The sequence below is a fragment of the Pseudomonas sp. LBUM1663 genome (assembly GCF_059695905.1).
Map to the genome: position 1 here is coordinate 1,593,338 of NZ_CP166792.1, position 26,900 is coordinate 1,620,237.

Annotated in this window: 26 protein-coding genes; 17 read left to right on the forward strand and 9 right to left on the reverse strand. The window is 60.3% G+C overall.

What is annotated here, in order from left to right:
• Positions 1–10 precede the first annotated feature (10 nt).
• Both ACA075_RS07160 and ACA075_RS07165 read right to left on the reverse strand, forming a co-directional pair.
• The gene (locus ACA075_RS07160) at positions 11–382 is read right to left on the reverse strand and encodes a YajD family HNH nuclease (RefSeq protein ID WP_010462132.1); all 372 of its coding nucleotides are present in this window, start codon (positions 380–382) and stop codon (positions 11–13) included.
• Positions 383–430: 48 nt separating this feature from the next.
• Positions 431–1,117, reverse strand: coding sequence for a spermidine synthase (locus tag ACA075_RS07165; protein WP_403099081.1), 687 nt, complete (start codon positions 1,115–1,117; stop codon positions 431–433).
• 80 nt (positions 1,118–1,197) lie between these two features.
• On the opposite strand from ACA075_RS07165, the gene ACA075_RS07170 reads away from it, so the two are divergent.
• A complete protein-coding gene (locus ACA075_RS07170) occupies positions 1,198–1,488 on the forward strand; it encodes a hypothetical protein (RefSeq protein WP_497297891.1) in 291 nt (96 codons plus the stop codon).
• On the opposite strand, the gene ACA075_RS07175 is transcribed toward ACA075_RS07170, so the two are convergent.
• Positions 1,485–1,958 carry a cyclic nucleotide-binding domain-containing protein gene (locus ACA075_RS07175; RefSeq protein WP_497297892.1) on the reverse strand — a complete coding sequence of 158 codons (474 nt, stop codon included), beginning with the start codon at positions 1,956–1,958 and terminating at the stop codon, positions 1,485–1,487. The two genes, ACA075_RS07170 and ACA075_RS07175, sit on opposite strands and share 4 nt — an antisense overlap.
• 215 nt (positions 1,959–2,173) lie before the next feature.
• Positions 2,174–4,228, reverse strand: coding sequence for a S9 family peptidase (locus ACA075_RS07180; protein ID WP_497297894.1), 2,055 nt, complete (start codon positions 4,226–4,228; stop codon positions 2,174–2,176).
• 257 nt (positions 4,229–4,485) lie between these two features.
• Here ACA075_RS07180 and ACA075_RS07185 point away from each other — a divergent pair, with 257 nt between their 5' ends.
• The 3 genes from ACA075_RS07185 to ACA075_RS07195 are packed head-to-tail and all read left to right on the forward strand — an operon-like array spanning position 4,486 to position 6,347.
• Entirely contained in the window at positions 4,486–4,983 is a 498-nt protein-coding gene (locus ACA075_RS07185) for a hypothetical protein (protein ID WP_010462122.1), read from the forward strand.
• Positions 4,984–5,015: 32 nt separating this feature from the next.
• Complete coding sequence (locus tag ACA075_RS07190) at positions 5,016–5,792, forward strand: class II glutamine amidotransferase (RefSeq protein WP_083374803.1); 777 nt, start codon at positions 5,016–5,018, stop codon at positions 5,790–5,792.
• Positions 5,793–5,804: 12 nt separating this feature from the next.
• Complete coding sequence (locus tag ACA075_RS07195) at positions 5,805–6,347, forward strand: DUF2937 family protein (RefSeq protein WP_219095179.1); 543 nt, start codon at positions 5,805–5,807, stop codon at positions 6,345–6,347.
• Positions 6,348–6,531: 184 nt separating this feature from the next.
• Here ACA075_RS07195 and ACA075_RS07200 read toward each other — a convergent pair whose 3' ends face one another.
• Entirely contained in the window at positions 6,532–7,455 is a 924-nt protein-coding gene (locus ACA075_RS07200; RefSeq protein ID WP_497297896.1) for a LysR family transcriptional regulator, read from the reverse strand.
• A gap of 161 nt (positions 7,456–7,616) precedes the next feature.
• On the opposite strand from ACA075_RS07200, the gene ACA075_RS07205 reads away from it, so the two are divergent.
• From ACA075_RS07205 to ACA075_RS07220, 4 genes are all read left to right on the forward strand, one after another.
• Positions 7,617–8,903, forward strand: coding sequence for an MFS transporter (locus tag ACA075_RS07205; RefSeq protein ID WP_497297897.1), 1,287 nt, complete (start codon positions 7,617–7,619; stop codon positions 8,901–8,903).
• Between the two features lie 62 nt (positions 8,904–8,965).
• Positions 8,966–9,718, forward strand: a complete 753-nt coding sequence (locus ACA075_RS07210; RefSeq protein ID WP_497297899.1) for a 5-oxoprolinase subunit PxpA — start codon at positions 8,966–8,968, stop codon at positions 9,716–9,718.
• Positions 9,715–10,419: a 5-oxoprolinase subunit PxpB gene (gene pxpB, locus ACA075_RS07215; protein ID WP_497297900.1), complete on the forward strand. Its 705-nt coding sequence runs from the start codon at positions 9,715–9,717 to the stop codon at positions 10,417–10,419. Before ACA075_RS07210 ends, pxpB begins: the two co-directional genes overlap by 4 nt.
• Positions 10,416–11,333: a 5-oxoprolinase subunit C family protein gene (locus ACA075_RS07220; RefSeq protein WP_497297901.1), complete on the forward strand. Its 918-nt coding sequence runs from the start codon at positions 10,416–10,418 to the stop codon at positions 11,331–11,333. The genes pxpB and ACA075_RS07220 overlap by 4 nt, the downstream gene beginning before the upstream one ends.
• 161 nt (positions 11,334–11,494) lie before the next feature.
• Here the strand turns inward: ACA075_RS07220 and ACA075_RS07225 are convergent, their stop codons facing one another.
• Both ACA075_RS07225 and ACA075_RS07230 read right to left on the reverse strand, forming a co-directional pair.
• Positions 11,495–12,673: a vWA domain-containing protein gene (locus tag ACA075_RS07225; RefSeq protein WP_077749161.1), complete on the reverse strand. Its 1,179-nt coding sequence runs from the start codon at positions 12,671–12,673 to the stop codon at positions 11,495–11,497.
• A 13-nt stretch (positions 12,674–12,686) separates the two neighbouring features.
• Entirely contained in the window at positions 12,687–13,532 is an 846-nt protein-coding gene (locus ACA075_RS07230; protein ID WP_010462104.1) for an AAA family ATPase, read from the reverse strand.
• Positions 13,533–13,735: 203 nt separating this feature from the next.
• Between ACA075_RS07230 and ACA075_RS07235 the strand changes: the two genes are divergently transcribed.
• A complete protein-coding gene (locus ACA075_RS07235; RefSeq protein WP_497297902.1) occupies positions 13,736–13,966 on the forward strand; it encodes a DUF4160 domain-containing protein in 231 nt (76 codons plus the stop codon).
• On the forward strand, positions 13,954–14,457 hold the full coding sequence (locus tag ACA075_RS07240) for a DUF2442 domain-containing protein (RefSeq protein WP_497297903.1): 504 nt from the start codon (positions 13,954–13,956) through the stop codon (positions 14,455–14,457). The genes ACA075_RS07235 and ACA075_RS07240 overlap by 13 nt, the downstream gene beginning before the upstream one ends.
• Here ACA075_RS07240 and ACA075_RS07245 read toward each other — a convergent pair.
• Positions 14,454–15,530 (reverse strand): DUF748 domain-containing protein, encoded by a 1,077-nt coding sequence (locus ACA075_RS07245; RefSeq protein ID WP_497297905.1) that lies wholly within the window; start codon positions 15,528–15,530, stop codon positions 14,454–14,456. The genes ACA075_RS07240 and ACA075_RS07245 overlap by 4 nt on opposite strands.
• 127 nt (positions 15,531–15,657) lie before the next feature.
• On the opposite strand from ACA075_RS07245, the gene cysK reads away from it, so the two are divergent.
• The 5 genes from cysK (at position 15,658) to ACA075_RS07270 (ending at position 19,779) form a co-directional block, all read left to right on the forward strand.
• Positions 15,658–16,632: a cysteine synthase A gene (cysK, locus tag ACA075_RS07250; RefSeq protein ID WP_497297907.1), complete on the forward strand. Its 975-nt coding sequence runs from the start codon at positions 15,658–15,660 to the stop codon at positions 16,630–16,632.
• 215 nt (positions 16,633–16,847) lie between these two features.
• Positions 16,848–17,786 carry an aspartyl/asparaginyl beta-hydroxylase domain-containing protein gene (locus ACA075_RS07255; RefSeq protein WP_497297908.1) on the forward strand — a complete coding sequence of 313 codons (939 nt, stop codon included), beginning with the start codon at positions 16,848–16,850 and terminating at the stop codon, positions 17,784–17,786.
• A gap of 188 nt (positions 17,787–17,974) precedes the next feature.
• Complete coding sequence (locus ACA075_RS07260) at positions 17,975–18,139, forward strand: hypothetical protein (RefSeq protein ID WP_219095168.1); 165 nt, start codon at positions 17,975–17,977, stop codon at positions 18,137–18,139.
• 110 nt (positions 18,140–18,249) lie between these two features.
• Positions 18,250–19,113, forward strand: a complete 864-nt coding sequence (locus tag ACA075_RS07265; protein WP_497297909.1) for a DMT family transporter — start codon at positions 18,250–18,252, stop codon at positions 19,111–19,113.
• A gap of 363 nt (positions 19,114–19,476) precedes the next feature.
• Positions 19,477–19,779, forward strand: a complete 303-nt coding sequence (locus tag ACA075_RS07270; RefSeq protein ID WP_497297910.1) for a hypothetical protein — start codon at positions 19,477–19,479, stop codon at positions 19,777–19,779.
• Positions 19,780–19,860: 81 nt separating this feature from the next.
• On the opposite strand, the gene ACA075_RS07275 is transcribed toward ACA075_RS07270, so the two are convergent.
• The gene (locus tag ACA075_RS07275; RefSeq protein WP_497297912.1) at positions 19,861–20,769 is read right to left on the reverse strand and encodes a DMT family transporter; all 909 of its coding nucleotides are present in this window, start codon (positions 20,767–20,769) and stop codon (positions 19,861–19,863) included.
• Positions 20,770–20,926: 157 nt separating this feature from the next.
• On the opposite strand from ACA075_RS07275, the gene aceK reads away from it, so the two are divergent.
• Both aceK and hrpA read left to right on the forward strand, forming a co-directional pair.
• Positions 20,927–22,645 (forward strand): bifunctional isocitrate dehydrogenase kinase/phosphatase, encoded by a 1,719-nt coding sequence (gene aceK / locus ACA075_RS07280; protein WP_497297914.1) that lies wholly within the window; start codon positions 20,927–20,929, stop codon positions 22,643–22,645.
• Between the two features lie 250 nt (positions 22,646–22,895).
• Positions 22,896–26,807, forward strand: coding sequence for an ATP-dependent RNA helicase HrpA (hrpA, locus tag ACA075_RS07285; RefSeq protein ID WP_497297916.1), 3,912 nt, complete (start codon positions 22,896–22,898; stop codon positions 26,805–26,807).
• Positions 26,808–26,900: the final 93 nt, after the last annotated feature.

Sequence of the window (26,900 nt, forward strand, 5' to 3'; positions counted from 1 at the left end):
CTGAAGACCTTCAGTCGTCTTTTTTCATCAGACCGGCCAACGCCGCAAACGGGTTATGCGTCGCCTTGGCGATTTTCGGCGTGCTCAGCGAGCCTTCGTGAAAATACTGCTGGTCGGTATACCGCGAGTGTTCGTTGTCGTGGCAATACAGGCACAACAATTCCCAGTTCGAGCCGTCCTGCGGGTTGTTGTCGTGGTTGTGGTCGCGGTGGTGCACGGTCAGTTCGCTCAGGCGCTTGCCCGAGAACTCGCGGGCACAGCGGCCGCACACGTGCGGGTACATCTTCAGGGCCTTGTCGCGGTAACCCATTTCCTTGTCGCGCTGGTTGTCGGCGAGGATGCGATCCAGCTTCGAGGTATTGGTCGGCGTTGACGAACTCATGGGTTCACCTTTGTAAAAGACTAATGACGGTTATGACGTGAGTTTAGCTCAGCCCTTGAGCTTCTCGGCAATCCAGATGGTGTGGCGGGTGCCCTTGTTGCCGTGGGCGAAGACCTGGACTTCTTCGGCCTTGAAACCGGCCTTCTTCAGTTTGTCGGAAAACTGCTTGTCGGCACTGGCCGACCACACCGCCAGCACGCCTTTGGGCCGCAGGGCCTTGGCGCAGGCACTCAGGCCACCGGCGGAGTAGAGCCAGCTGTTGGCCCGTTGGGTCAGGCCTTCGGGGCCGTTGTCGACGTCGAGCATGATCGCGTCGAAACCGTGCGGCTCGGCTTGCAGGACTTTGGCCACGTCTTCCATGCGAATCACGGTGCGCGGGTCGAGCAGCGGATTGCCGGCTTTCTCGCCCAGCGGCCCGCGATTCCATTCCACCACGCCAGGCACCAGCTCGGCGACCACCACTTCAGCGGTCTTGCCCAGATGCTTGAGGGCCGAGGCGAGGGTGAAGCCCATGCCGAGGCCGCCGATCAGCACCCGTGAGTTCGGTCGGCCAGCCACCTTACGGCACGGGATCTCGGCCAGGGCATCTTCGGAGCCGTGCATGCGGGTGTTCATCAACTGCCCGCCGTCGCCACCCTGGATCTTGATGACGAAATCCTCGCCATACTCGAACAGGCACAAGGCGCCGCCGTTTTCAGGGATAGGGGCGGTGTCGAGCAGAACGAAACGTTTCATGGAAATCTCAAATTGGGGGAAGGCAAACAGAGGCAGTTGGGAGTAGCCTGCCAATGACAACAAGGCCAACGGAGCCATTGATGAAGCGCACCATTCTAACGGTCATTGCCTTGGCCGCGCTCTCGATAACTGCAGTGCAGGCCCAGCAGTTGCAACCCCTTCCTATCAGCCCGGCGCCGCTGCCCGGTTCGCCCGGCACCGCGACCCCGACGCCTTATCCGCAAATTACCCCCTCCACTGCGCCCAGGACCGGGCTTGGCAGTGGCGGCCCGCCACTGGTGCCGATCGAGATGCCCAGTCCGCCGACCAAGGATCAGCCGGTTCCGGGTATTGAGCCGAACAGCACGAAAACCAAATCCCCAGGCGGTTAAACCTGCTGCGAGAGCAATTGCCCGTCGGCCATGCGCAGGCGTTTGGAGAGGGAGACGGCGAGGGCGCGGATGATCTTGGCAGCGATTTTCGGCGCATCGTTGATCATTTTTTCTAGAGAGTCCTTGCCCAGGTTCAGCAGTTGGCAGTTGCTGGCGGCCACGCAACTGGCCGAGCGGCGTTCGCCATCGAGCACGGCCATTTCGCCGAAGGAGCGACCGCTGCGCAGCGTGGCCATGGTCACCAACTGTCCGTCGCCGTTGGTCTTCTGCACCGACACTTGGCCGGTGTGGATGATGCACATGAAGCTGCCGGCATCACCCTCATGGAAAATCTCTTCGCCTTCGGCGATGGTGCTGATGCTGAAATAGCCGGAGGCAGCGGCGAAATCTGCCGGCAGCAGTTGATCGAACAGGCCGCAGTCCATCAGCCAATCGCGGATTTCGTTGTTCAGTAAGGTCGGTTCTGACATGTCGGCACGGTCTTTTTTTTGTGTCTGGATCTGTTCCGGATCTTGAACCACCGCACAACCCCTTGTGGGAGCGGGCTTGCTCGCGAAGAGGCCAGCACATCCAGTATCGATGTGACTGATCCGCCGCTTTCGCGAGCAAGCCCGCTCCCACAGGGGATGTGTGAGGCGTGTAGCCCGGTGTCTGGTGTTAAGACCAGCGCGCCGGGCCAAGTTCCTCAGGCAATCCCCAAAACCTTGAAAACAAATGCGTATTCGAGTGCTACGTCACGCAATCCCTGATAACGACCGCTCATCCCGCCATGCCCGGCGCCCAGTTCAGTCTTGAGCAGCAGCGGATGGGTGTCGGTTTTGGTGGCGCGCAATTTCGCCACCCACTTCGCGGCTTCCCAGTACTGCACGCGGCTGTCGTTGTAGCCGGCGATCACCAGGGTCGCCGGATAGGCTTGCGCGGTGACGTTTTCGTAAGGGGCGTAAGCCTTGATCCGATCATAGACTTCCGGCTCTTCAGGATTGCCCCATTCGTCGTATTCGGTGACGGTCAGCGGCAGGTCCGGGTCGAGCATGGTGTTGAGCACGTCGACGAACGGCACTTCGGCAATGGCCGCGCCGAACAGCTCCGGTCGCTGATTGAGCACCGCGCCGATCAGCAAACCGCCGGCACTGCCGCCGCTGATCGCCAATTGCGCTGAGGTGGTGAAGCCGTTGTCGATCAAGTGCTCGGCACAGGCGATAAAGTCGCTGAAGGTGTTGTGCTTGTGTTCCTGCTTGCCGGCGCGATACCAGGCCTCGCCCAGCTCACCGCCGCCACGCACGTGGGCGATGGCAAACGCCACGCCGCGATCCAGCAAACTCAGGCGGGCGTGGGAGAACCACGGGTCGAGGCTTTCGCCATAGGCGCCGTAGCCGTAGAGATACAGGGGCGTCGGCTGACCGAGGGCTTCGCGCTTGACCACCAGGCTGATTGGCACTTGCGTGCCATCGGGTGCCGTCGCCCACAGGCGCTGGCTGACGTAGGCGTCGGCGTCGAACGGGCCGAGCACCGGGGTTTCCTTGAGCACTTTCTGCTCGCCACTGTCCAGCTCAAGCTGGCGGATTTGCGCAGGACGGTTCAAGGCCTCGTAACGCAGGCGGATCCTGTCACTGACAAACTCCAGGCTGTTCTGCACGTGCAGGCTGTAAGCCGCATCCGGCAGTTGCACACGGTAGCTCGGCAAATCCTGCGGGTGGACTTCAATCACCGGCAAGCCGCCGACCCGCAGGCTCAGGGTCATCGCGCCGACGTTCAGGCTCATGCCCTCGATCATCGTACTGTCGCTGTGGGGGATCAGGTTCTGCCAGTTGGCCTCGGTGGGCGCGACACCGGTATCGACGGCGGTGTACAGGGCAAAGTTGATGCCGTCGCGGTTGGTGCGGATGAACCAGGCCCACTCGCCGTTCAGCGTGCCGTGGTCGACGTCGTATTCATGGTCTTCAACCCGTGGCGCCAGGCAGGTAAAGGCCTGCTGCGGCTGCGAGGCGTCGAGGGCCCAGACTTCGCTGGTGGTCTTGCTGCCCAGGGACAGCAGCAATTGCTGTTCGGAGCTGGAGCGGTAGCAGTGCAGGAAGAATCGGCCATCCGGCTCGTTGAACACTTCTTCGGCTGCCGTGCCGTCCAGTCGATAGCGCAGCAGTTTATGCGGACGGTGGGTGTCGTCCAGTTCGCCGAAAAACAGCGTCAGGCTGTCGTTGGCCCAGGTCATGCTGCCGTCGCAGTCCTGAAATTCAAGTTCGCTGACACGGCCGTTGGACAATTCCTTCACGAACAGCGTGTAAATCTCATCGCCTGTGGAGTCGATGCTGTAGGCCAGGCGCTGGTGATCCGGGCTGATGCTGAACGCACCGAGGGAAAAGAAGCCGCCGTTGGCCAGTTCGTTTGGGTCCAGCAGCAGCTGTTCCTGGCTTTCGTCGAGCACCAGGCTGTCATCCGCCGGGCGCGGGCAGCGGTAATGGCGGGCGTATTCGTCACCGGCGGTGGTGCGCGTGTAATACAGGTACGGGCCCCAGGGGGAGGGCAGCGACAGGTCGGTTTCGAGAATCCGGCCCTTGATCTCCTCGAACAGTGTTTCGCGCAGCCCGACCTGATCGGCGGTTTGCGCCTCTTGATACTGGTTTTCAGCCTTGAGGTAGTCGAGCACCGCGTCGGTGTCGCGCTCCTGCAGCCAGGCATACGGGTCAGGGCCGTCGGCCTTGTGGGCAATCGGGGCGCTGGTGACGTTGGCGGATAAGGGCATGAAGGACTCTCGGACGTTGTACGAAAAATAGGGTTTCGCTGGCGCAATGCAACTCTTGATGCCTGTGCAGACCTTGTGGGAGTGAGCCTGTGTGGCGAGGGAGCTTGCTCCCGCTGGGTTGCGAAGCGACCCCAAAAGCTCTGCGACTGCTTCGCAGCCGAACGGGAGCAAGCTCCCTCGCCACAGTTCGCTCCCACATGGATTACGCCTGACGGGCGAAAAGTCGTTACTATAAGCGCCTCTTTGCCTGCCTTGCCATGGACACCATGACCGAGAACGACTATCTGATCGCCTGGGGCCTCTACGCCTTTGCCGCTTTAGGCTGCCTGTTGGTGTGGATGCGCATCACCCGCTGGATGTGGCGTTGGCTGCGTGAGCCATTGCGGCTGCTGGTTGCCGTGCTGCTGTTCAGCCCGACCATCATCGACCCGGTGAAGGAAAAAGTAGCCCCGGCCATCGCCATCACTGCGCTCGATCTTCTGTTCAAGGTGGGCAACAACGCCTGGCGGGCGGTATCCGACCTGTTCATGTACGGCATGATCGCCTTCGGCATTTACCTGGTGTTCGTGGCGATCCGGTTCCCTATTGAACGGGCTTCCAACGCTCGCAAGGAACAGGCCGCCGCCGCCAAGGCCGCGGCCCGGGCCGACGATCCTGACGACGATCATCCGTTCGGCGGTGCCGGCGATGATCGTTACGGTCGTCCGCCAGTGCCGAGCAACCCTCAGCGATTGCGGGTCGAACCGCGTTTGTAACCTTGCCCCTGCCTTCCATCGAGAGTCCGAGCATGTGTGAGTTATTGGGCATGAGCGCCAATGTGCCGACCGATATCGTGTTCAGCTTTACCGGGCTGATGCAGCGCGGCGGCCGCACCGGGCCGCACCGTGACGGTTGGGGCATTGCCTTCTACGAGGGGCGCGGCCTGCGGCTGTTTCAGGACCCGGCTGCCAGCAGCGAGTCGGAAGTGGCGAACCTGGTGCAGCGCTATCCGATCAAAAGCGAAGTGGTGATCGGGCACATTCGCCAGGCCAACGTGGGCAAGGTCTGCTTGTCCAACACGCACCCTTTCGTGCGTGAACTGTGGGGCCGCAACTGGTGTTTCGCCCACAACGGCCAGTTGGCGGATTTTCAGCCGATCAAAAGCTTTTACCGCCCCGTCGGTGACACCGACAGCGAAGCGGCATTCTGCGATTTGCTCAACCGCGTGCGCGCAGCGTTTCCGGAACCGGTCGAGATCGAAGCGCTGTTGCCGGATCTGGTTGCCGCCTGCGCCGAATACCGCAGCAAAGGCGTGTTCAACTGCCTGCTGAGCGACGGTGACTGGCTGTTCTGCTACTGCTCGACCAAATTGGCCCAGATCACCCGGCGCGCGCCATTCGGCCCGGCGCGGTTGAAGGATGTCGATGTGATCGTCGATTTCCAGGCCGAAACCACGCCCAACGATGTGGTCACGGTGATCGCCACCGAACCCCTGACCGAAAACGAAACCTGGACCCGCTACGAACCGGGCCAATGGAGCCTCTGGCGACGCGGCGAATGCGTCAGCCAGGGCAAGACCGAATAAGGATCTCACCCGATGTTGCTCAGTTATCTAAGGCTGGTGTTGTTTGCGGCGGGCCTGTTGATCGGTGTCCAGGTGCCGGGTTTTATCAGCGATTACGCGAAACGGGTCGAAGCGCATCTGATTGAGGCGCAGACCAGCCTGAGCGGTTTCCAGGGCACCGCCAATCAGTTCTTCAAGGGCGATATGCAGGCGCTGGTCGCCCATTACCGCGCCAGCGAAGACCCGATTTTCCGCAGCGACGCCGAGAGCCTGAGTACCTTGCTCACCCGTCAGCTGGCGCTCGATAAACAGTTCCAGGCCATGCAGGGCCCGTGGTACATCCGCGTCCTGCAGGTGGCGCTGGCGGCTGATCCGGATATTCGCAAGGAAACCTGGAATGGCTACAGCTACCAGATCCTGCTGACACCGGAAGCGATGATCTGGGGCATGAGCGGGGCGTTGCTGTTGTCGTTTGGCATTGAATGCCTGTTCCGTCTGATCGACTGGGTGGTGCTGGGCGGCAAACGCCTGCGCCAGAGCCGGCCGATCGAAGATCGGGATGTGCGCGGCCTGTAAGGGGGCCAATGCGCTCCCTGTGGCGAGGGAGCTTTTGTGGCGAGGGAGCTTGCTCCCGCTCGGCTGCGCAGCAGTCGTAAATCTGGAAAATGCGGTTTGCCTGGCGCACTGAGGGTGGCTGTTTCGGGGGTGCTGCGCAGCCCAGCGGGAGCAAGCTCCCTCGCCACAGGGTTTGGGTATCAGTTTAGACGGTTGGCTTGCTGAGGGAGATGTAGTCTTCACCCACCTTGCGCGCATACCCCTCCAGCACTTGCTGACACAGCGTCACAATCTCCTCGACCCACTCCACGCCAACCCGCCACGACACCACGACCTGCAAATTAGGCAGCTGTTGATCGATGGCCAGCAGGGTCAATTCCCCTCGCGCCAGCTCCTCGGCCACCAGGACCGGCGGCAACGCACCAATGCCGAATCCGTCGCGCAGCAACCGGGTAATCGCCGACACCGAGTTCACGCAGTTCAGCCGGGGCGTCATCACCCCGTTCGCCTGCATCAGACTCAGAATGTCCTGATGCGGATGTGAGTTTTTCGAGTAAGTAATGATCCGCTCGCGCGCCAGATCGGCAATGCCCGTGTACTCGCGGTTGTAGATCGAATTGCTGGCCACAATCCAACCCATCGGATGGCTCGCCAGTTCAAGGCTGCGCACGCTTTCCTGACGCACCAGATCGGTTTGCAGGATCAGATCGAGAAAGCCTTTTTGCAGCTGATCGCAGAGGTTGAGCGCCGTATCGGCCACCAACTCGATTTCCACCAGCGGATAGTGATCCATCATCTGTGCCACCAGTGGGCTCAGCCACGTGTGAATCACTGTGTCCATCACGCCGATCCGCACGCGCCCGACCTTGCTTGAGCGCGTCTCGATCGACTGCTTGAGGGCTTGCATGGTGTCCATCATCTGCTCGGCATACTCGAGCACTTTCAAGCCTTCGGGCGTCAGGCTCACGCCCCGCGAATCGCGCAAAAACAACTTCACTCCGAGCTCGCCTTCGAGCACCGCGATGCGGCTGGAAATCGACGCCTGGGTGGTGAAGAGCTTGTCTGCTGTCAGGCGAAAACTCTTGAGTCGAGCGACCCAGACAAAGGTCTCGAGAAACTTCAGGTTCATGGGGTCGGCTCGTGGCGGATAAAGTTTTCTTATGTCTAGGGCGGGGTTTTATTAGTTGGACGCAGCAGGGCCGGACAACCAAAAATCAGGCCATCCGGTTCCCACGATAGGCGTCGTCGGGGCTCAGAACAATACCAATAAAATTTGCACGGAGATTTGCCATGAGTGCGCCCGACACGCTCGACATCCCCAAAGCCACGCCTCGCCCGGGACCTTTCGACTGGTACCGCAACATCAATCAGCAGGAACGCCGCACCTTCTGGAGCTGCAAGATCGGCTATGGCCTGGACGGCATGGACACCCAGATGCTCAGCTTCGTGGTGCCGACCCTGATTGCCATGTGGGGCATCACCACCGGCGAGGCCGGGCTGATCCATACCAGCACGCTCATTGCGTCGGCCATCGGCGGATGGGTGGCGGGGATTCTGTCGGACCGCATCGGGCGTGTGCGCACCTTGCAACTGACGGTGCTGTGGTTTGCCTTCTTCACCTTCCTCTGCGGCTTCGCGCAAAACTACGAGCAACTGTTGATTAGCCGCACCCTGATGGGCTTCGGCTTTGGCGGTGAATGGACTGCCGGCGCGGTGCTGATGGGTGAGGTGATTCGCGCCAAGGACCGCGGCAAGGCAGTGGGCATGGTGCAATCGGGCTGGGCGCTGGGTTGGGGGCTGACGGCGATTCTCTATGCGCTGCTGTTCTCGGTCTTGCCGCCGGAAGATGCCTGGCGTGCGCTGTTCATCCTCGGCATCGTGCCGGCGATTTTCGTGATTTTCGTCCGTCGACTGGTCAAGGACCCGGAAATCTACCGCGAAGCCAAGGCCAAGCAGGAGCCAGGCAACGCCGCGAAGTTCTACGAGATCTTCGCCCCCGGCATCCTTTTCACCACGATTCGCGCTTCAGTGCTGACCACGGGCGCACTGGGTGGTTACTACGCGATCACGTCCTGGCTGCCGACGTTTCTGAAGAACGAGCGCGGTTTGAGCGTACTTGGCACGGGCGGGTATCTGGCGATGGTGATCGTCGGTTCCTACGTCGGTTACGTCATCAGCGCGTATTTGACGGACATCCTTGGCCGCAAAAAGAACTTCATTCTGTTCGCCGTGGGCTCGTTCACCATCGTGCTGCTTTACACCCAATTGCCGGTCAGTAACGGCGTGATGCTGTGGCTGGGCTTCCCGCTGGGCTTCTTCGCCTCGGGGATTTTCAGTGGCATGGGCGCGTTTTTGACCGAGTTGTTTCCGACACGGATTCGCGGTTCAGGGCAGGGCTTTTGCTACAACATCGGTCGGGCCTTGGCGGCGTTGTTCCCGTTGATGATCGGTTTGATGAGCCAGAAGGTGCCATTGAGCGTAGGCATCGGGGCGTTTGCGGCGGTGTCCTACGGCGTGGTGATCCTTGCGGCGTTGAGCCTGCCGGAAACCCGTGGCAAGCAACTTGAAGCCGAGTAGCTGATAATCTGCGGGCATCTGCCCGACAGCAAAAAAAGAAAATGCCTACAGGAGTGTTCACCGTGAGCCGCCTGCTATTGAATTGCGACATCGGCGAGAGTTTCGGCAACTGGACCATGGGTCTGGACGCCGAGATCATGCCCTTCATCGACTGCGCCAACATCGCCTGCGGCTTCCATGCCGGCGACCCGAGCATCATGCGCAAAACCGTCAGCCTGGCCCTGAGCAACGGCGTGCAGATCGGTGCCCATCCGGCCTATCAGGATCTGGTGGGTTTCGGCCGCCGTTCCATGGCCTACGCCACCCAGGAGCTTCAGGACATTTTGCATTATCAGATCGGCGCCCTCGACGGCATCTGCCGGGCCCAGGGCGGGCGTCTCAGTTACGTCAAACCCCATGGTGCGATGTACAACGACATGATGGCCAACCCGGCGCAATTGCGCGCGGTGCTGCAGGCCGTGGCGGCGTATGACCGGACCTTGCCGCTGATGCTGATGGCCACGCGCGACAACAGCGCCGCCCAGCAACTGGGTGATGAATACGGCGTGACCCTGTGGTTCGAAGCCTTCGCCGACCGCGCCTACGACAGCGCCGGCATGTTGGTTTCGCGGCAACTGCCGGGGGCGGTTCACCACGACCCCGAGAGCATTATCGAGCAAGCGCTGACCATCGCCCGTGGCGACACCCTCACCGCCAGCGACGGCAGCGCCTTGCACTTGCAAGCCAACACCCTTTGCGTCCACGGCGACAACGCCAGTTCGGTGGCGGCGGTGCGCCGGATTCGCGAAGCCCTTGATCAGCAGAGCGCACCATGAAACCGCGGGTTGAGGTGGTGGCGCTGGATTGCCTGATGGTGCGTCTGTTCGATGAAATTGCCGAAGCCAACATGCCGTGGATGCTGGCGGCCAGCGAAAATCTGCGCGCTGCGTTCGCCGGGCATCTGATCGATCTGGTGCCGTCTTACACGACGTTGATGGTGCATTACGACTTGACCGCGTTGAGTCCGGCTCAGGCCCGGGAATTGATCGCCGAAGCGCTGATTGACCTGTCACCAAACGCCCGCGCAGGCGGTAAATGCCATGTGTTGCCGGTCTGGTATGACTTAAGCGTCGGTCCGGAGTTGAGCGTGTTGTCGCAGCGCAGCGGGCTGTCGGTGGACGAGGTGATCCGCCGCCACAGCGAGCGCGAGTATCAGGTGTTCGCCTTGGGCTTTGCGCCGGGATTCGCCTTCATGGGGCTGGTGGAAGAAGTGCTCGCCGCGCCGCGCCTGAATACGCCGCGCAAAAAGGTTGCCGCCGGCAGTGTCGGTATCGCCGAGCGGCAAACTGCCGCCTACCCGGTGGTGTCCCCCGGTGGCTGGAACTTGATCGGCCGCACGCCGGCCAAGCTGTTCGACCGCGAGCGCGACGGCTACAGCTTGATGCAACCGGGTGACACCGTGCGTTTTGAAGCGGTTGGTCATGCAGAGTTCATCAACCTGGGCGGTGACGACACGCCATTGGAGGCCCAGGCATGAGCCGTCTACTGATTGAGGCAAGTACGCCGCTGTGCCTGTTGCAGGACGCGGGTCGTTTCGGTGTGCGGCACCTGGGCGTGACCCAGGGCGGCGGCCTGGATTGGCGCTCGATGTCGTGGGCCAACTGGCTGCTGGGCAATGGGCTGGATGCGCCGGTGATTGAAATCACCCTCGGCGGATTCAGCGTGGTGGCCGAGGACGATTGCGTGTTGGCGCTGGCCGGGGCGGACCTGGGCGCGCAAGTGGATGGCGAGGCATTGGCGCCGTGGCGCAGTTTCCGGCTGAACAAGGGCCAGCGATTGCAATTCACTCAGCCGCTGCTCGGGGCGCGAGCCTATTTGGCGGCACCGGGCGGGTTTGACGCGCCAAAGGTGCTGGGCAGCAGCGCGACGGTGGTTCGTGAAGAACTTGGCGGGCTGGATGGCATGGGCCGGCCCTTGGCCAAAGGGGCACCGTTGAGCTATCGCGGGAGTGCGCTGATATTGCTGCGGGAGTTGCCGGTAGAACACAGGCCGGACTTCAAAGTCGATTCGCCACTGGATCTGGTCCTCGGCGCGCAGATTGGCGAGTTCAGCGGGCAAAGTCTGTTCGACGCCTTCAACAGCGTCTGGACCCTCGACAGCCGTGCCGATCGCATGGGCATTCGCTTGCTGGGAACGGCGTTGCAGTACCAGGGCAAGCCGATGATTTCCGAAGGCATCCCCCTCGGTGCGGTCCAGGTCCCGCCGGACGGGCAGCCCATTGTGTTGCTCAATGATCGGCAGACCATTGGCGGTTATCCGCGATTGGGCGCGTTGACGCCGCTGGCGTTGGCGCGGCTGGCGCAGTGCTTGCCGGGGGCGAAAGTGCGGTTGCGGCCGGTGGTGCAGGAGGTGGCGCATCGCGAACAGGTTGAATATCTACAGCGATTTTAACTGTGGCGAGGGGGCTTGTCGGAATGCCGCATCGCCCCGTTCGGCTGCGCAGCAGTCGCAAAACCATTGCATGCGGTGTGTCTGATACATCGCGATTGCAGATTTTGGGGTCGCTTCGCAACCCAACGGGGGCAAGCCCCCTCGCCACAGGGAACGTGCAGTTATTTGGAAAGAAACCGCATCCCTTCCTCCAACCCCCGCAACGTCAGCGGGTACATCTGGTCGTCAATCAAGTCCCGCACAATATTGGTCGACGACGTATAGCCCCACGTATCTTTCGGATACGGGTTGATCCAGATGACCTTCTTGTACTTCTCCATGAACCGTTGCATCCACACATAACCGGCTTCTTCGTTCCAGTGCTCGACGCTTCCGCCGGCCTGGGTGATTTCATAAGGCGCCATCGCAGCATCGCCAATGAAGATCACTTTGTAGTCGGCACCGTACTTGTGCAGCAGGTCCTGGGTCGAAGTGCGCTCGGAGGTGCGGCGCATGTTGTTCTTCCACACCGATTCATAAATGAAGTTGTGGAAGTAGAAGTACTCCAGGTGCTTGAACTCGGTCTTGCAGGCCGAGAACAGTTCCTCGCAGATCTTCACATGCGCGTCCATCGAACCGCCGATGTCGAACAGCAGCAACAGCTTGACGGTGTTGCGCCGCTCCGGTCGCATCTGGATATTCAGCAGGCCGGCATCGCGCGCGGTGTGGTCGATGGTGCCATCGATGTCCAGCTCTTCCGCCGCACCTTGACGGGCGAATTTGCGCAAGCGACGCAGGGCGACCTTGATGTTGCGCGTGCCCAGTTCCACCGAATCGTCGAGGTTCTTGTACTCGCGCTGATCCCACACCTTGACCGCTTTGCCCTGGCGCTTGCCGGCATCGCCGACGCGGATGCCTTCCGGGTTGAAGCCGCCGGAGCCAAACGGGCTGGTGCCGCCGGTGCCGATCCACTTGTTGCCGCCGGCGTGACGTTCTTTCTGTTCTTCGAGGCGTTTCTTGAACTCCTCGATCAGCTTGTCCAGGCCGCCGAGGGACTGGATCGCGGCCCGTTCTTCTTCGGTCAGGGAGCGCTCGAATTCCTTGCGCAGCCAATCTTCAGGAATCAAGGCCTGAAGGTGATCGTCGAGTTTTTCCAGACCGTTGAAATAGGCACCGAACGCCCGGTCGAACTTGTCGAAATGCCGTTCGTCCTTCACCAGAATCGCCCGGGACAGGTAATAGAACTCGTCCATGTCGGCGAAGGTCACGCGCTGCTTCAGCGCATTGATCAGGTCCAGCAGCTCACGCACCGAGACCGGCACCTTGGCTGCGCGCATTTCATTGAACAGGTTGAGCAGCATGGCGATCAGCCTCTTAGCGGGTGCCGCGACGGCTCATGAACGCCAGGCGCTCAAGCAATTGAACATCCTGTTCGTTCTTCACCAGGGCGCCTGCCAATGGCGGAATCGCTTTGGTTGGATCGCGTTCGCGCAATACCGCTTCGCCGATATTGTCGGCCATCAGCAGTTTCAGCCAATCCACCAGTTCCGAGGTCGATGGCTTCTTCTTCAGGCCCGGGACCTTGCGCACGTCGAAGAACACGTCCAGCGCTTCGCTGACCAGGTCTTTCTTGATGTTCGGGTAGTGCACGTCGACGATCTTTTGCAGCGTCACGCGATCCGGGAACGCGATGTAGTGGAAGAAGCAGCGGCGCAGGAAGGCGTCCGGCAGCTCTTTCTCGTTGTTGGAGGTAATGATGATGATCGGGCGTTTCTTGGCCTTGATGGTTTCGTCGATCTCGTAAACGTAGAACTCCATCTTGTCGAGTTCTTGCAGCAGGTCGTTCGGAAACTCGATGTCGGCCTTGTCGATTTCGTCGATCAGCAGAATCACTCGCTCTTCGGACTCGAACGCTTCCCAGAGCTTGCCCTTTTTGAGGTAGTTGCGAACGTCATGGACTTTTTCTGTGCCTAGCTGCGAGTCACGCAGGCGGCTGACCGCGTCGTACTCGTACAGGCCCTGATGCGCCTTGGTGGTGGACTTGATGTGCCAGGTGATCAATTTGGCGCCGAAGGACTCGGCCAATTGCTCGGCGAGCATGGTTTTGCCAGTGCCCGGCTCGCCCTTGACCAGCAGTGGACGCTCCAGGGTAATGGCGGCGTTGACCGCCAGCTTCAGGTCATCGGTGGCGACGTAGGCCTGGGTGCCTTCGAACTTCATCTGCTAATCCTCGAACGGTAACGCCGACCTGAACGAGGCAGGGCGGGGCGCAATAATTGTAGACCTCGACTATAACGCGCAGGCCGGTCGACTGTGAACGCAGACGGCTTATTCAGTCCCTGAATGGGGCGTCACATCTTGACTCAGTCTCGGCGGCTGGCCAGTATTGAGCTATCGCCATTTTGGCGATAGCTTGCCCCGGCATGTCTACTCAATACCGGTTTCGCGATACGTACCGCATTCAGTTGCGCGAGAAAGATCATCCGCCGCCCCATGTCCACCTGACCGGTGGCGGGCTCGATGTGATGCTCAGCCTGGAGACCGTCGAGGTGATGGTGGGTAAGGCGCCGCCGCTGATTATCAAAGAAGCACTGGAGTGGGTCAGGGCCCATCAGATGCAATTGCTGGAGGACTGGAAACGATGTTACCCATGAAACGACCACGGCTGTCGGCTGTGCAGGCGTTGCCGGATTACCGCCTGGCGCTGACCTTTATCGACGGCCAGCAACTGACCCTCGATTTGAGTCGCGACCTGCACACCTATCCAGGATTGCAGCCGTTGCTGGAAGCTGGCGCATTCGAAACCGCAATGTCGGGTGATGATGGCTGGAGCGTCGAGTGGCCCGAGCAGGATATCCAGATCGGCGCCGACACTCTTTATCTGGATGCCCTCGCGCAAAATGCGACGGACGAAAATACCCGGATCTTTATCGATTGGCGCGCTCGCACCGGGCTACCGCTCAATCTGGCGGCTGAAGCATTGGGGGTGAGCGCCCGCAGCATCACGCGGTATAGCAGCGGACGGGAAGCAGTGCCGCGATCATTGGCATTGGCCTGTCTGGGCTGGGACTTCCTGCAGCAGCAATCGAACCCGGCACGGGCAGCCGAAGATACCGGTCGCTACACCGTGACGCGCAAACCTTAACCCGCCTCCGGCTTCGGCCGTTCATACCGGGCGTTAAACGCCTGGACAAAACCATTGCGCAAAATCTGCAAAAACGCCTGGAACGCGCTGATATCTTGTCGATGCACATTGCCGCTGAGCTCAACGCGAGTGGCAAACTGGTTCTTGCCCTGGTTTTTCAGCACGGTTTCGGAGCCGCCGACAATGGCCTCCCAGATGGAACGGAAAAGTCCTTTGTCCTTGTTTTCCACGTCCTGCTGCCAGTTGAACACGTCCACGTCTTTCAGCAGCGGTTTGATGTAGCCCGTCAGTTTGGCCTTTTTGGCCTGCGCTTCGATCACCACGTCGCCGTGACCGGCGTTGAAGTCGAATTTGCCATAGGCCGAGGCAAAGTCGTTCATTCGTTTGAGTTCGATGTCTTTGGCCCGAAGGCGGAATTCGAAGTCTTCAAAGTTGCTTAAAGGGTCGAAGGTGGCCGTGGTTTCCATAGGCGCGTGCCCCAGCAACAACGCCTTGCCTTCAAAACGGGCGTCACGCTTGCCTTCGGTATCGGCCACGTTGGTCAGGTTGTAAATGCTGGCGTTGACCTGGGTGGCGTTCATGTTGACGGGAGGCTTGGAATTGAAGTTTCGAAAGCTGATCTTGCCGTCGTAGATGCGTATTTCGTTAAAGGTGAACGGCGCCAGTTTGCTCAACTGTGCGCGCCAGTCGGTGCCTTGACCGGTCTGGGAGTTTTGTTTGTTGGCGCCGCCGTCGACGAAGTTCACCTCAGGGTTGAAGAACTGCACTTCGGCCACCACAGCGCGGTCGGACCAAAGTGAGTGCCAACTGACAGAAAGGTCGATCAGCGGCGCATTGACGAAAGGCACCGGGACCTTGCCGTCGATCTTGACGATTTTCAGTCCATTGATTTTATAGGCGCCGCGCCACAGGGCCAGGTCCACGTCGGTCACCTGGCCTCGGTAATCGCCCATGTCCGCGAGCTTGTCGTTCAGGTAATCGCGCACCAGGTAGGGCAGGGCGATATGCAGGGCAACCAGCAGCACAACGAGGCCGGCGAGGGTCCACAGGGGCCAACTGTATCGACGTTTCATGGCGGTAAATCTCTGGCGATATAAAGCCATTGACTGCGGTGTTTACCGGACGTTCGACCCGACTGGACGACCACTGGCAACAGGCATACCTTTGGGAGCTTATTCAACGCTGTACAAGGACCCAGCCATGAGCCGTATTTACGCTGACAACGCCCATTCCATCGGCAATACGCCGTTGGTGCAGATCAACCGTATTGCCCCGCGCGGTGTGACCATCCTGGCCAAGATCGAAGGGCGTAACCCGGGTTATTCGGTCAAGTGCCGGATCGGCGCGAGCATGATCTGGGACGCCGAAAGCTCCGGCAAACTCAAGCCTGGCATGACCATCATCGAACCGACGTCGGGTAATACCGGCATTGGCCTGGCCTTTGTTGCCGCGGCCCGTGGTTACAAATTGATGCTGACCATGCCGGCCTCGATGAGCATCGAACGACGCAAGGTCCTCAAGGCGCTGGGCGCCGAACTGGTGCTGACCGAGCCAGCCAAGGGCATGAAAGGCGCGATCGAGAAGGCTACCGAAATCCTCGCCAGCGATCCGGCCAAATACTTCATGCCGTCGCAGTTCGACAACCCGGCCAACCCGGCCATTCACGAGAAAACCACCGGCCCGGAAATCTGGAACGATACCGACGGCGCGGTCGATGTGCTGGTGGCGGGCGTTGGAACCGGCGGAACCATTACCGGGGTTTCGCGGTATATCAAGAATACCCAGGGCAAACCGATTATCTCGGTAGCCGTGGAGCCGCTGGTGTCGCCGGTAATTTCCCAGGCGATGGCCGGTGAAGAGATCAAGCCGAGCCCGCACAAGATCCAGGGGATCGGTGCCGGTTTTGTCCCGAAGAATCTGGACTTGTCGATCGTCGATCGGGTTGAGTTGGTCAGTGACGACGAATCTAAGGCCATGGCCCTGCGCTTGATGCAGGAAGAAGGGATTTTGTGCGGTATTTCCTGTGGCGCCGCGATGGCGGTGGCGGTGCGTCTGGCCGAAACACCGGAAATGCAGGGCAAGACCATTGTGGTGATTCTGCCGGATTCCGGTGAGCGCTATCTGTCGAGCATGCTGTTCAGCGATCTGTTTACCGAGCAGGAGAATCAGCAGTAGGCGTTGCCTGCGATCGTTTGATCTTTTGGTGAGAGGGCTGATTCAGGTCAGCCCTCGTTCAGGAACCTTATGTTAATAAGTGCTTTGTTGCACAAGCCTTAATACTGAATGTCTAGTTTTGTGGGTTTTTCCCGAGGCCGGTAGTGTTTATCATGGCCGGCTGCCACGTCGGGTAAATGGCGTTGTGCATAGAGACTAATCTCAAGGAGCCGTAGATGACCTTTTCCTTTGCCGCGAAAGCGTCTGTGTTGCTGTTATTTCTTGGCAGCACCCTCTATGTGCATTTGCGCGGCAAGTCGCGATTGCCGGTTCTGCGTCAGTTCGTCAACCACTCAGCCTTGTTTGCACCTTACAACGCGTTGATGTACCTGTTCTCCAGTGTGCCGTCCAAACCCTATCTGGACCGCAGCAAATTCCCGGAGCTGGACGTGCTCAAGGACAACTGGGAAGTCATCCGCGACGAAGCCATGCACCTGTTCGACGAGGGTTACATCCGCGCCGCCGAAAAGAACAACGACGCCGGTTTTGGTTCGTTCTTCAAAAAAGGCTGGAAACGTTTCTACCTCAAGTGGTACGACAAACCCCTGCCATCCGCTGAAACCCTGTGCCCGAAAACCGTGGCGCTGGTCAGCAGCATTCCCAACGTAAAGGGTGCGATGTTCGCGTTGCTGCCGGGTGGCAGCCACCTCAACCCGCACCGCGATCCGTTTGCCGGTTCCCTGCGTTATCACCTGGGGCTGTCGACGCCGAACTCCGATGATTGCCGCATCTTCGTCGACGGCCAGGTTTACGCCTGGCGCGATGGCGAGGACGTGATGTTCGATGAGACCTACGTGCATTGGGTCAAAAACGAAACCGAGAAAACCCGCGTCATTCTGTTCTGCGACATCGAACGACCGTTGAGCAACCGCGTCATGACCCGTATCAACCGCTGGATCAGCGGCTTGCTCGGTCGCGCCACCGCACCTCAGAACCTTGATGATGAACGGGTCGGCGGAATTAACCAGGCGTATGCCTGGAGCAAGAACTCCAGCGACAAAGTCAGTGGTGTGGTCAAGCGCTGGAAGCGTCGTAATCCCAAGGCGTACCGCGTGCTGCGGCCGGTGCTGGCGGTGGTGGTGCTGACGTTGTTGGGGTATTGGTTGTTTGGCTGACTGGATTCAATAGAAAACCGCGCTTTTAGAGCGGTTTTTTTATGGGGAAAATTTAAATGGTACGCCCGCGACGAGGTGTCGTTAGTGGCCCTTTGTCCAAGTCATTGCAATCCATGTCCGCCGCTGGTTATAGTCGGCGCTCGGTGCTTCTCATACCCACTGTCCACCCCATCAAAAAAGATCAGCCCATGCCCGCTTCCCTCATCAACGCGGTAGTCGATTCAGCGGTCAACGCTGGCGTCGTGCCGTGCGGGAATCAGCAGCCTGCGCAGATCAGTCATTACCCCCCACCTGTCAGTAGCACGCCGGTGTACGCAGTCGTATCACCGCCGGGCGTTGGCGTTTCGGGCTGATCAGCTTTTTTCTGCTGTTCCCATGCCCGTCTAAAAAGTTTTCGCCTGAAAAACTACTGAATTTCAGCTTCGGCTGACTTGGCTTTTTTGCCTGACTACAGGTGGTATTCATGTTTGTCCTGTCGAAAAAATCCGTGCTCGCGGCGGCGTCCACGAGCCTGTTCGTTCTGCTGTGGAGCAGCGGTGCGATCTTCTCCAAATGGGGCCTGGCCCATGCATCGCCCTTTGCCTTTTTGCTGATTCGCTTTGCCATCGCCTTGTGCGGATTGATAGTGCTGGTGCCGTTGCTCAAGCTGAAATTGCCCAAGGGCGGCAAGCCGATGTTGTATGCGATGGCCACGGGCGTGGTGTTGCTGGGGGCTTATCAGATTTTTTATCTGCTGGCTCTGGACCTCAAAGTCACCCCGGGCGTGATGGCAACGATCATGGGCGTGCAGCCGATTCTCACGGTGGTGATCATGGAGCGTCAGCGCTCGGCCAGCCGGATGTTCGGCCTGGCGCTGGGCCTGGCCGGGCTGATCATGGTGGTTTACCAGGGCATTGGTCTGGCCGGCATGTCATTGGCCGGGATGCTTTTCGGTTTGCTGGCGTTGGCGAGCATGACGTTCGGCTCGATCATGCAGAAGCGCATCACTGACAATCCCCTCGGCACGCTGCCGGTGCAATACCTGGCCGGGCTGTTGCTCTGCGGGATCTTTGTGCCGTTCCAGCCGTTTCATTTCGAACACAGCAGCGGGTTCATCGTGCCGGTGTTGTGGATGGGGTTGGTGGTGTCGGTGTTGGCAACGTTGCTGCTGTACCGCTTGATCGCCCGGGGCAATCTGGTGAATGTCACCAGTCTGTTTTACCTGGTGCCGGCCGTGACAGCGGTGATGGACTACCTGATTTTTGGTAATCGGCTGGCGGCATTGAGCATGCTTGGGATGGTGCTGATTATTGTCGGATTGGTGTTCGTATTCCGTAAGTCTCGCTGATTGTGGCGAGGGGGTTTTGTGGGGGAGGGAATTAGTGGTCCTACAACGGATGAGGGCGATGATGCAGTAACGCTCAACTTTCCAAGACGTTTCCTACGACGTACCCTGTTGCCGCGTTTCGGTACCGACCGCTATAGTTCGGGCTCGCGGAAAACACCGCGAACGACCTTGGCCGGTCGGTCATCCAAAAACGCATCAGCGTCATTGTTCAGGGCCTCTTGCCTGGACATCGTGTTATGGCAGCTGTGCGCGGGACACCTTCGGGTGTGCCGGATTGATGGGTGCCGGTCGGCCAACCCGTACACAGCTGCCACCTTTTTCGCTTGGCCGCGAGCGGTGGTAGCTCTATTTGGAGTTGTACCCATGTTCGACCAAGTCATGCCTCGTTACCTCCCCATCGACACCTACGACGCCGACAACCCGGTGCTGTATATCAACACCCACAGAGAGCTCAGCGAGATGGCCGCCTGCGCCATGCACCGGTTCACCGTGGTCCGCGATCTGACCGACACCCTGTCCAGCCTCAACCTCACAGGTATTTCCGACTGCGATCTGACCCGCATCACCCGGGCGGTGTATCTGCTGACGCGCGAAGGCTGCGCCATGCTGGATGTGATCCAGGCGCGGGCGTTGCAGCGGGAGGAGGGGTTCAAGGCTGCGGTTTAGCGGCGTCGCGGCTGACGCCTTCGCGAGCAAGCTCGCTCCCGCAGGGTATCCGCCAGGCTCAAGGTCCATGGGGCTTTGAGCTTACTGCTCCCCAAGTTTCGGCGTCTTCACCGCCACCGACTTCAACACCAGCCACAACGCCGCCGCAATCAACACCCCGCCGTAGATATGCGCCATCGACAACGGCTCATCCAGTAACAGCGCCCCCCACAACACCCCGAACGGCGGGATCAGGAAGGTCGTGGTCATCGACCTCACCGGCCCGATCGAGCTGAGCAAGCGGAAGTAAATAATGTACGCCAGCGCGGTACACATCAGCCCCAACCCAAGCAACGACAACCAGACATTCCAGCCGCCCCAGCTTGCCGGTGGCTGGCTGATCACGCTGTAGCCGAACAACGGCAATAGGAACAGCGTCGCCCCGAGCATGCTGCCCAGCGCCGAAAGACGACTGTCGAGACCGCCCGCGTGGTCAAGCCAGCGGCGGGCCAGGAACCCGGCAAAGCCATAACAGGTGGTTGCGAGCAGGCAGGCGGCGGCGCCCATCAGCAATTCCATGTCGAACGCCACCGGCCCGGCACGCGTCAGGACGCCCACGCCAAACAGCCCTAGGAACACCCCGCCAAGCTTGGCGGCGGTGAGTTTTTCATGGAAGAACAGGCCGCCGATCAACACCCCCATCAGCGGCGTGGTGGCGTTGAAAATCGCCGAGTAACCGGCCGGCAGCACCTGGGCCGCCACGGAATAGAGGGTCGCCGGAATCCCGGAGTTGATCACCCCGAGCAGCATCACCGTCTTGAGCTTGCCTTTGAAGTCCCAGCTGATGCGCATCAGGCCGAGGATCACCAGCAAGCCGACGGCGGCAATCGACACGCGGAAGAAGGCCGTGGGGACTGTGCCAATCACGGGGGCGATGATGCGCATGAACAGAAAACTCGCGCCCCAGATTGCTGCCAGCGACAGCAAACGGAAAATATCGACAGGGCTCACGGTGCACTCCTTCCTTGATGGGGACGAGAGTGTTGCCGAGCGCCTTATCCATGGCAACCGAAAAACGAGCATTTAACTCGAGCCGAAAATTACGCTTCTCCTGCACCCGGTTCACTGGCTAAGCTCAGGGCTCACGAATTCCCGCAGAGGTCTCACCATGCCGCAGCAATGGCCAGCCGCCGACATCGCCCGAATGATCCTCGATGGCTTTGACGATTACCGCGAGCATTTTCGCCAGATCACCGACGGCGCCCGGGCCCGCTTCGAGCAGGCCAAGTGGCAGGAGGCGCAGGTCGCCTCGGCTGCGCGGATCAATCTGTACGAAGAAAAAGTCAGCGAAACGGTGGAACGGCTGCGCATCGCGTTTGACAGCGACACGCTGGACGTCAGCTGCTGGCCGCTGGTCAAAAGCGCTTACATCACCCTGATCGACCTGCGTTTCGACGATGAACTGTCCGAGACCTGGTACAACTCGATTTTCTGCGGGCTGTTCAGCCATGACCTGATCAGCGACGGCTGCATGTTCATTCACACCACCCGGCCCAGCCTGCGCCGGGCCCGGGCCGCACAAACCCGGACTTACAAGCCCCAGGGCCAGTTGTCCGGCATGCTTGCGAGCATTTTTGCCGATTACAGCTTCAGCGAGGATTACGCCGACCTGGCCGGCGACCTGCGTCGCCTCGAAGCGCAACTGCGCGAGAACCTGCCGGATTGGGTGTGCAAGGACCCGGAGCTGAGCGTCGAACTGTTTTCCTCGGTGCTCTACCGCAACAAAGGCGCGTACCTGGTGGGGCGCATCTACACCCGTGACGAACAATGGCCGCTGGTGATTCCGCTGCTGCACCGTGAAGGGCGCGGGATCCAGATCGATGCGCTGATTACCGACGAAGCGGACGTGTCGATCATTTTCTCGTTCACCCGTTCGTATTTCATGGTGGATGTGCCGGTGCCGGCCGAGTTCATCGGCTTCCTCAAGCGCATCCTGCCGGGCAAGCACGTCGCCGAGTTGTACACCTCGATCGGCTTCTACAAGCACGGCAAGTCCGAGTTCTACCGGGCGCTGATCAATCACCTGGCCAACACCGACGACCAATTCATCATGGCCCCCGGCGTGCGCGGCATGGTGATGAGCGTGTTTACCCTGCCGGGCTTCAACACCGTGTTCAAAATCATCAAGGACCGTTTCTCGCCGTCGAAAAACGTCGACCGCGCCACGGTGATCGAAAAATACCGGTTGGTGAAAAGCGTCGACCGCGTCGGGCGCATGGCCGATACCCAGGAATTCGCCGATTTTCGCTTCCCGTTGAGCAAGTTCGAACCGGCATGCCTGGAGGAGCTGCTTGAGGTGGCCGCGTCCACGGTGTCGGTGGAAGGCGACACCGTGCTGATTCGCCACTGCTGGACCGAGCGGCGAATGACGCCGCTGAACCTGTACCTGGAAAACGCCAACGAGGCGCAGGTCCACGAGGCGCTTGAGGATTACGGCCTGGCGATCAAGCAACTGGCGGCGGCGAACATCTTTCCCGGCGACATGCTGTTGAAGAACTTCGGCGTCACCCGGCACGGGCGGGTGGTGTTTTATGACTATGACGAGATCTGCTTCCTGACCGAAGCCAACTTCCGCCACATCCCGCAACCGCGTACACCGGAAGACGAAATGGCGTCCGAGCCGTGGTATTCGATCGGGCCGCTGGATGTGTTTCCCGAGGAATTTCCGCCGTTTTTGTTTGCTGATTCCGGGCAAAGGAAGCTGTTTGACCAGTTGCATGGCGAGTTGTACAACGCCGATTACTGGAAAAGCCTCCAGGAAGCCATTCGCGCCGGCAAAATCATCGATGTGTTCCCGTATCGCCGCAAAGGCCTGGATAACGAATAACCCACTGAGTGAACACCCCTGTGGCGAGGGGCTTTTGTGGTGAGGGGATTTATCCCCGTTCGGCTGCGAAGCAGTCGCAAGACCATTCGATGTGACCTGTCTGAAAATTCACGTTGCCTGTTTTTGGGACCGCTTCGCGGTCCAACGGGGATAAATCCCCTCGCCACAAAAGCCCTTCACATTCGTGCTCTGTGCCACAAATCTGCGACAATCGCCCCCCTGCGCCACTAGCCGACTTATTGCGTACCTGATGACTGACGAATCGCCTTCCATCGACAAACTGCTGAAAAACCTCGATCACGCCATGCTCGCCGACCGCCACCGGCTGCGGCGGCAGTTGCTTGAGCTGCGCAAAAAACCTGACGAGGCCAAACTGGCCCAGTGGGTGACGCGTATGCAGGCGTCTTGTGACCAGGTGCTGGCGCGGCGTGCCAGCCTGCCGGTGATTCGTTACGACGACAGTTTGCCGATCGCCGCCAAGCGCGACGAAATCAAGGAAGCGCTGCTCAAGCATCAGGTGCTGATCATCGCCGGCGAGACCGGTTCGGGTAAAACCACCCAGTTGCCGAAGATCTGCCTGGAAATCGGGCGCGGGCAGCATGGCTTGATCGGCCACACTCAGCCGCGTCGAATCGCTGCGCGCAGCGTGGCCAGCCGGGTTGCTGAAGAACTGGCGACGCCGTTGGGCGCGCTGGTTGGCTATCAGGTGCGGTTCGAGGATCAGAGCGATTCCAACACCCTGATCAAACTGATGACCGACGGCATCCTGCTGGCGGAAACCCAGAACGACCGCTACCTCGAACGCTACGACACGATCATCGTCGACGAAGCCCACGAACGCAGCCTCAACATCGACTTCCTGCTCGGCTACCTGAAAACCCTGCTGCCGCGCCGTCCAGACCTGAAAGTCATCATCACCTCGGCGACCATCGACCTGGAGCGCTTTTCCAAGCACTTCGATGACGCGCCAATCGTCGAAGTCTCCGGCCGCACCTTCCCGGTAGAGACCTGGTATCGCCCGCTGACTTTGGAGCAGGACGAGGAGGGCAACCGTGTCGAGGACGACTTGACCGTGGATCAGGCGATCCTTGCCACCCTCGACGAAATCGCCGCGTTCGAACGCAGCGAGCGCAAGAGCCCCGGTGACGTGCTGGTGTTCCTGCCCGGCGAGCGCGAGATTCGCGACGCCGCCGACATGCTGCGCAAGGCCCAGCTCAAGCACACCGAGATTCTGCCGCTGTACGCACGACTGTCACCGGCCGAACAGCAGCGGATTTTTCAGTCGCACCCTGGCCGTCGGGTGGTCCTGGCGACCAACGTCGCGGAAACCTCGTTGACGGTGCCGGGCATTCGTTACGTGATCGACAGCGGCACCGCGCGCATCAGCCGTTACAGCTACCGCGCCAAGGTCCAGCGCCTGCCCATCGAAGCCATTTCCCAGGCCAGCGCCAACCAGCGTAAAGGCCGGTGCGGACGGGTCGAACCGGGTATTTGCATTCGCCTGTACGGTGAAGAGGATTTCATCGGTCGCCCGGAGTTTACCGATCCGGAAATCCTGCGCACCAACCTCGCGGCGGTGATTTTGCAGATGCTGCATCTGCGCCTTGGCGAGATCACCGATTTTCCGTTTATCGAGCCTCCGGATGGCAAAGCCATCAGCGACGGTTTCAACCTGCTGCAAGAACTCTCGGCGGTCGACCGCAACAGCCAGCTGACCCCGCTCGGTCGCCAGTTGGCGCGCCTGCCGGTGGACCCGCGCATGGGCCGCATGCTGCTGGAAGCGGCGAAACTCGGCAGCTTGCAGGAAGTGCTGATCGTCGCCAGCGCCATGTCGATCCAGGATCCGCGCGAGCGTCCGCCGGAGCGCCAGCAAGCGGCGGATCAGGCCCACGCGCAATGGAAGGACGTGGACTCGGATTTCGCCGGGCTGGTCAATCTGTGGCGCGGTTTTGAAGAACAGCGCCAAGCGCTGACGGCGAGCCCGCTGCGCAATTGGTGCCGCAAGAATTTCCTGAACTACCTGCGGCTGCGCGAATGGCGCGACTCGCACCGTCAGTTGAGCCTGATCTGCCGCGACATGCAGCTGAGCCTGAATAAAGAGCCGGCGGATTACCCGAAACTGCACAAAGCCGTGCTCTCGGGCCTGCTCAGTCAGATCGGCCAGAAAGCCGATGAAGGGGATTACCTCGGTGCCCGTCAGCGGCGTTTCTGGATTCACCCGTCATCGGGCCTCGGTAAAAAGCGTCCGCAATGGCTGATGGCCGCCGAACTGGTGGAAACCACCAAGCTCTATGCGCGGATGGTCGCCAAGATCGACTCGGACTGGATCGAGCCGCTGGCCGGTCACCTGATCAAGAAAAACCACTTCGAACCGCACTGGGAGAAAAAGCGCGGCCAGGTCGTGGCCTTCGAGCAGATCACACTGTTCGGGCTGATCGTGGTCGGTCGCCGGCCGGTGCATTACGCGCCGATCGACCCGGTGGTGTCCCGTGAGTTTTTCATTCGCGAAGGCCTGGTACGAGGCGAGATTCAATCCAAAGCCAAGTGCTTGACGGCCAATGCGCAATTGCTGGAACAGCTCGACGAGCTGGAAGCCAAGGCTCGCCGTCGCGACATTCTCGCTGACGAAGAAACCCTGTTCGCTTTCTACGATGCGCGATTGCCAGCAGAGATTCACCAGACCGCGACTTTCGACAGTTGGTACAAGGTCAATAGCCAGAAAGACCCACAGTTGCTGATCATGCGTGAAGAAGACGTGCTGGCCCGTGAGGCCAGCGAAGTCACCGCACTGCATTACCCGGACACCTTGCACATCGGCGATCTGGAACTGGCCCTGAGTTACCACTTCGAGCCGAATCACCCACGTGACGGCGTGACCCTGCGCGTGCCGGCACCGCTGTTGCCGATGCTGCCGCCGGAACGTCTGGAATGGCTGGTGCCGGGCGTGATTGAGGCCAAGTGCATCGCGCTGGTGCGCAACCTGCCCAAGGCCCTGCGCAAGAATTTTGTGCCGGTGCCGGACTTCGTCAAAGCCGCGTTGCAGCGCATGACCTTCGCCGAGGGCTCGTTGCCGCAGGCGTTGGGCCGCGAACTGCTGCGCATGACAGGCGCGCGGGTCAGCGATGAGGCGTGGGCGGAGGCCGCGCAACAGGTCGATAGCCATTTGCGGATGAACCTGGAAATCGTCGATGGCCAGGGCAAGTTCCTCGGCGAAGGGCGAGATCTGGCCGAGTTGACGGCACGCTTTGCCGAAGCCAGCCAAGCCGCGTTGGCCGTGCCGCAAACCGCGAAAAACCAGCAACCGGTGGAGCCGAAAGTGTTTGCCGCCGTCGCCGAGAAAACCCAGCAGAAGATCGCCGGGTTGTCGATGACGGTGTATCCGGCGCTGGTGGAAGAGAGCGGCACGGTCAAGGAAGGGCGCTTTTCAACCCCGGCCGAAGCCGAGTTCCAGCATCGCCGCGCCTTGCAACGATTGCTGATGCAGCAATTGGCCGAGCCGGCGAAGTTCCTGCGCGGCAAGCTGCCGGGGCTGACCGAGCTGGGGCTGATGTACCGTGAACTGGGGCGCATTGATGCGCTGGTGGAAGACATTCTGCTGGCCAGCCTCGACAGCTGCATTCTCGAGGGCGAAGACCCGTTGCCACGGGATGGCGCCGGGTTGGCCTCGTTGGCCGAGCGCAAACGCGGTGGTTGGACCGAGCACGCCGAGCGCCTGGCCAGATTGACGCTGGAGATCCTCAAGCACTGGCACGGCCTGCAAAAACGCTTCAAGGGCAAGATTGATCTGGCGCAAGCCGTGGCCTTGAACGACATCAAGCAGCAACTCAGTCATCTGGTGTATCCGGGGTTTGTCCGGGAAACGCCGATGCAGTGGCTCAAGGAGTTGCCGCGTTACCTGAAGGCCGTCGAGCAACGCTTCGAGAAGATTGGCGCACAGGTGCAGAGGGATCGGGTCTGGAGTGGCGAACTGTCCGGTCTCTGGACCCAATACCAGACCCGCGCCAACAAACACGCCCAGGAAGGCAAGCGCGATCCGCAACTGGAGCTCTATCGCTGGTGGCTGGAGGAATACCGGGTTTCGCTGTTCGCCCAGCAACTGGGGACCAAGGTGCCGATCTCCGACAAGCGCCTGAACAAGCAATGGACCCTGGTTGAACCCTGAGCTTGAGGCTTGTGCAATACCTGTGGGAGCGAGCTTTTGTGGTGAGGGGATTTATCCCCGTTCGGCTGCGAAGCAGTCGTAAAACCAGCAGAC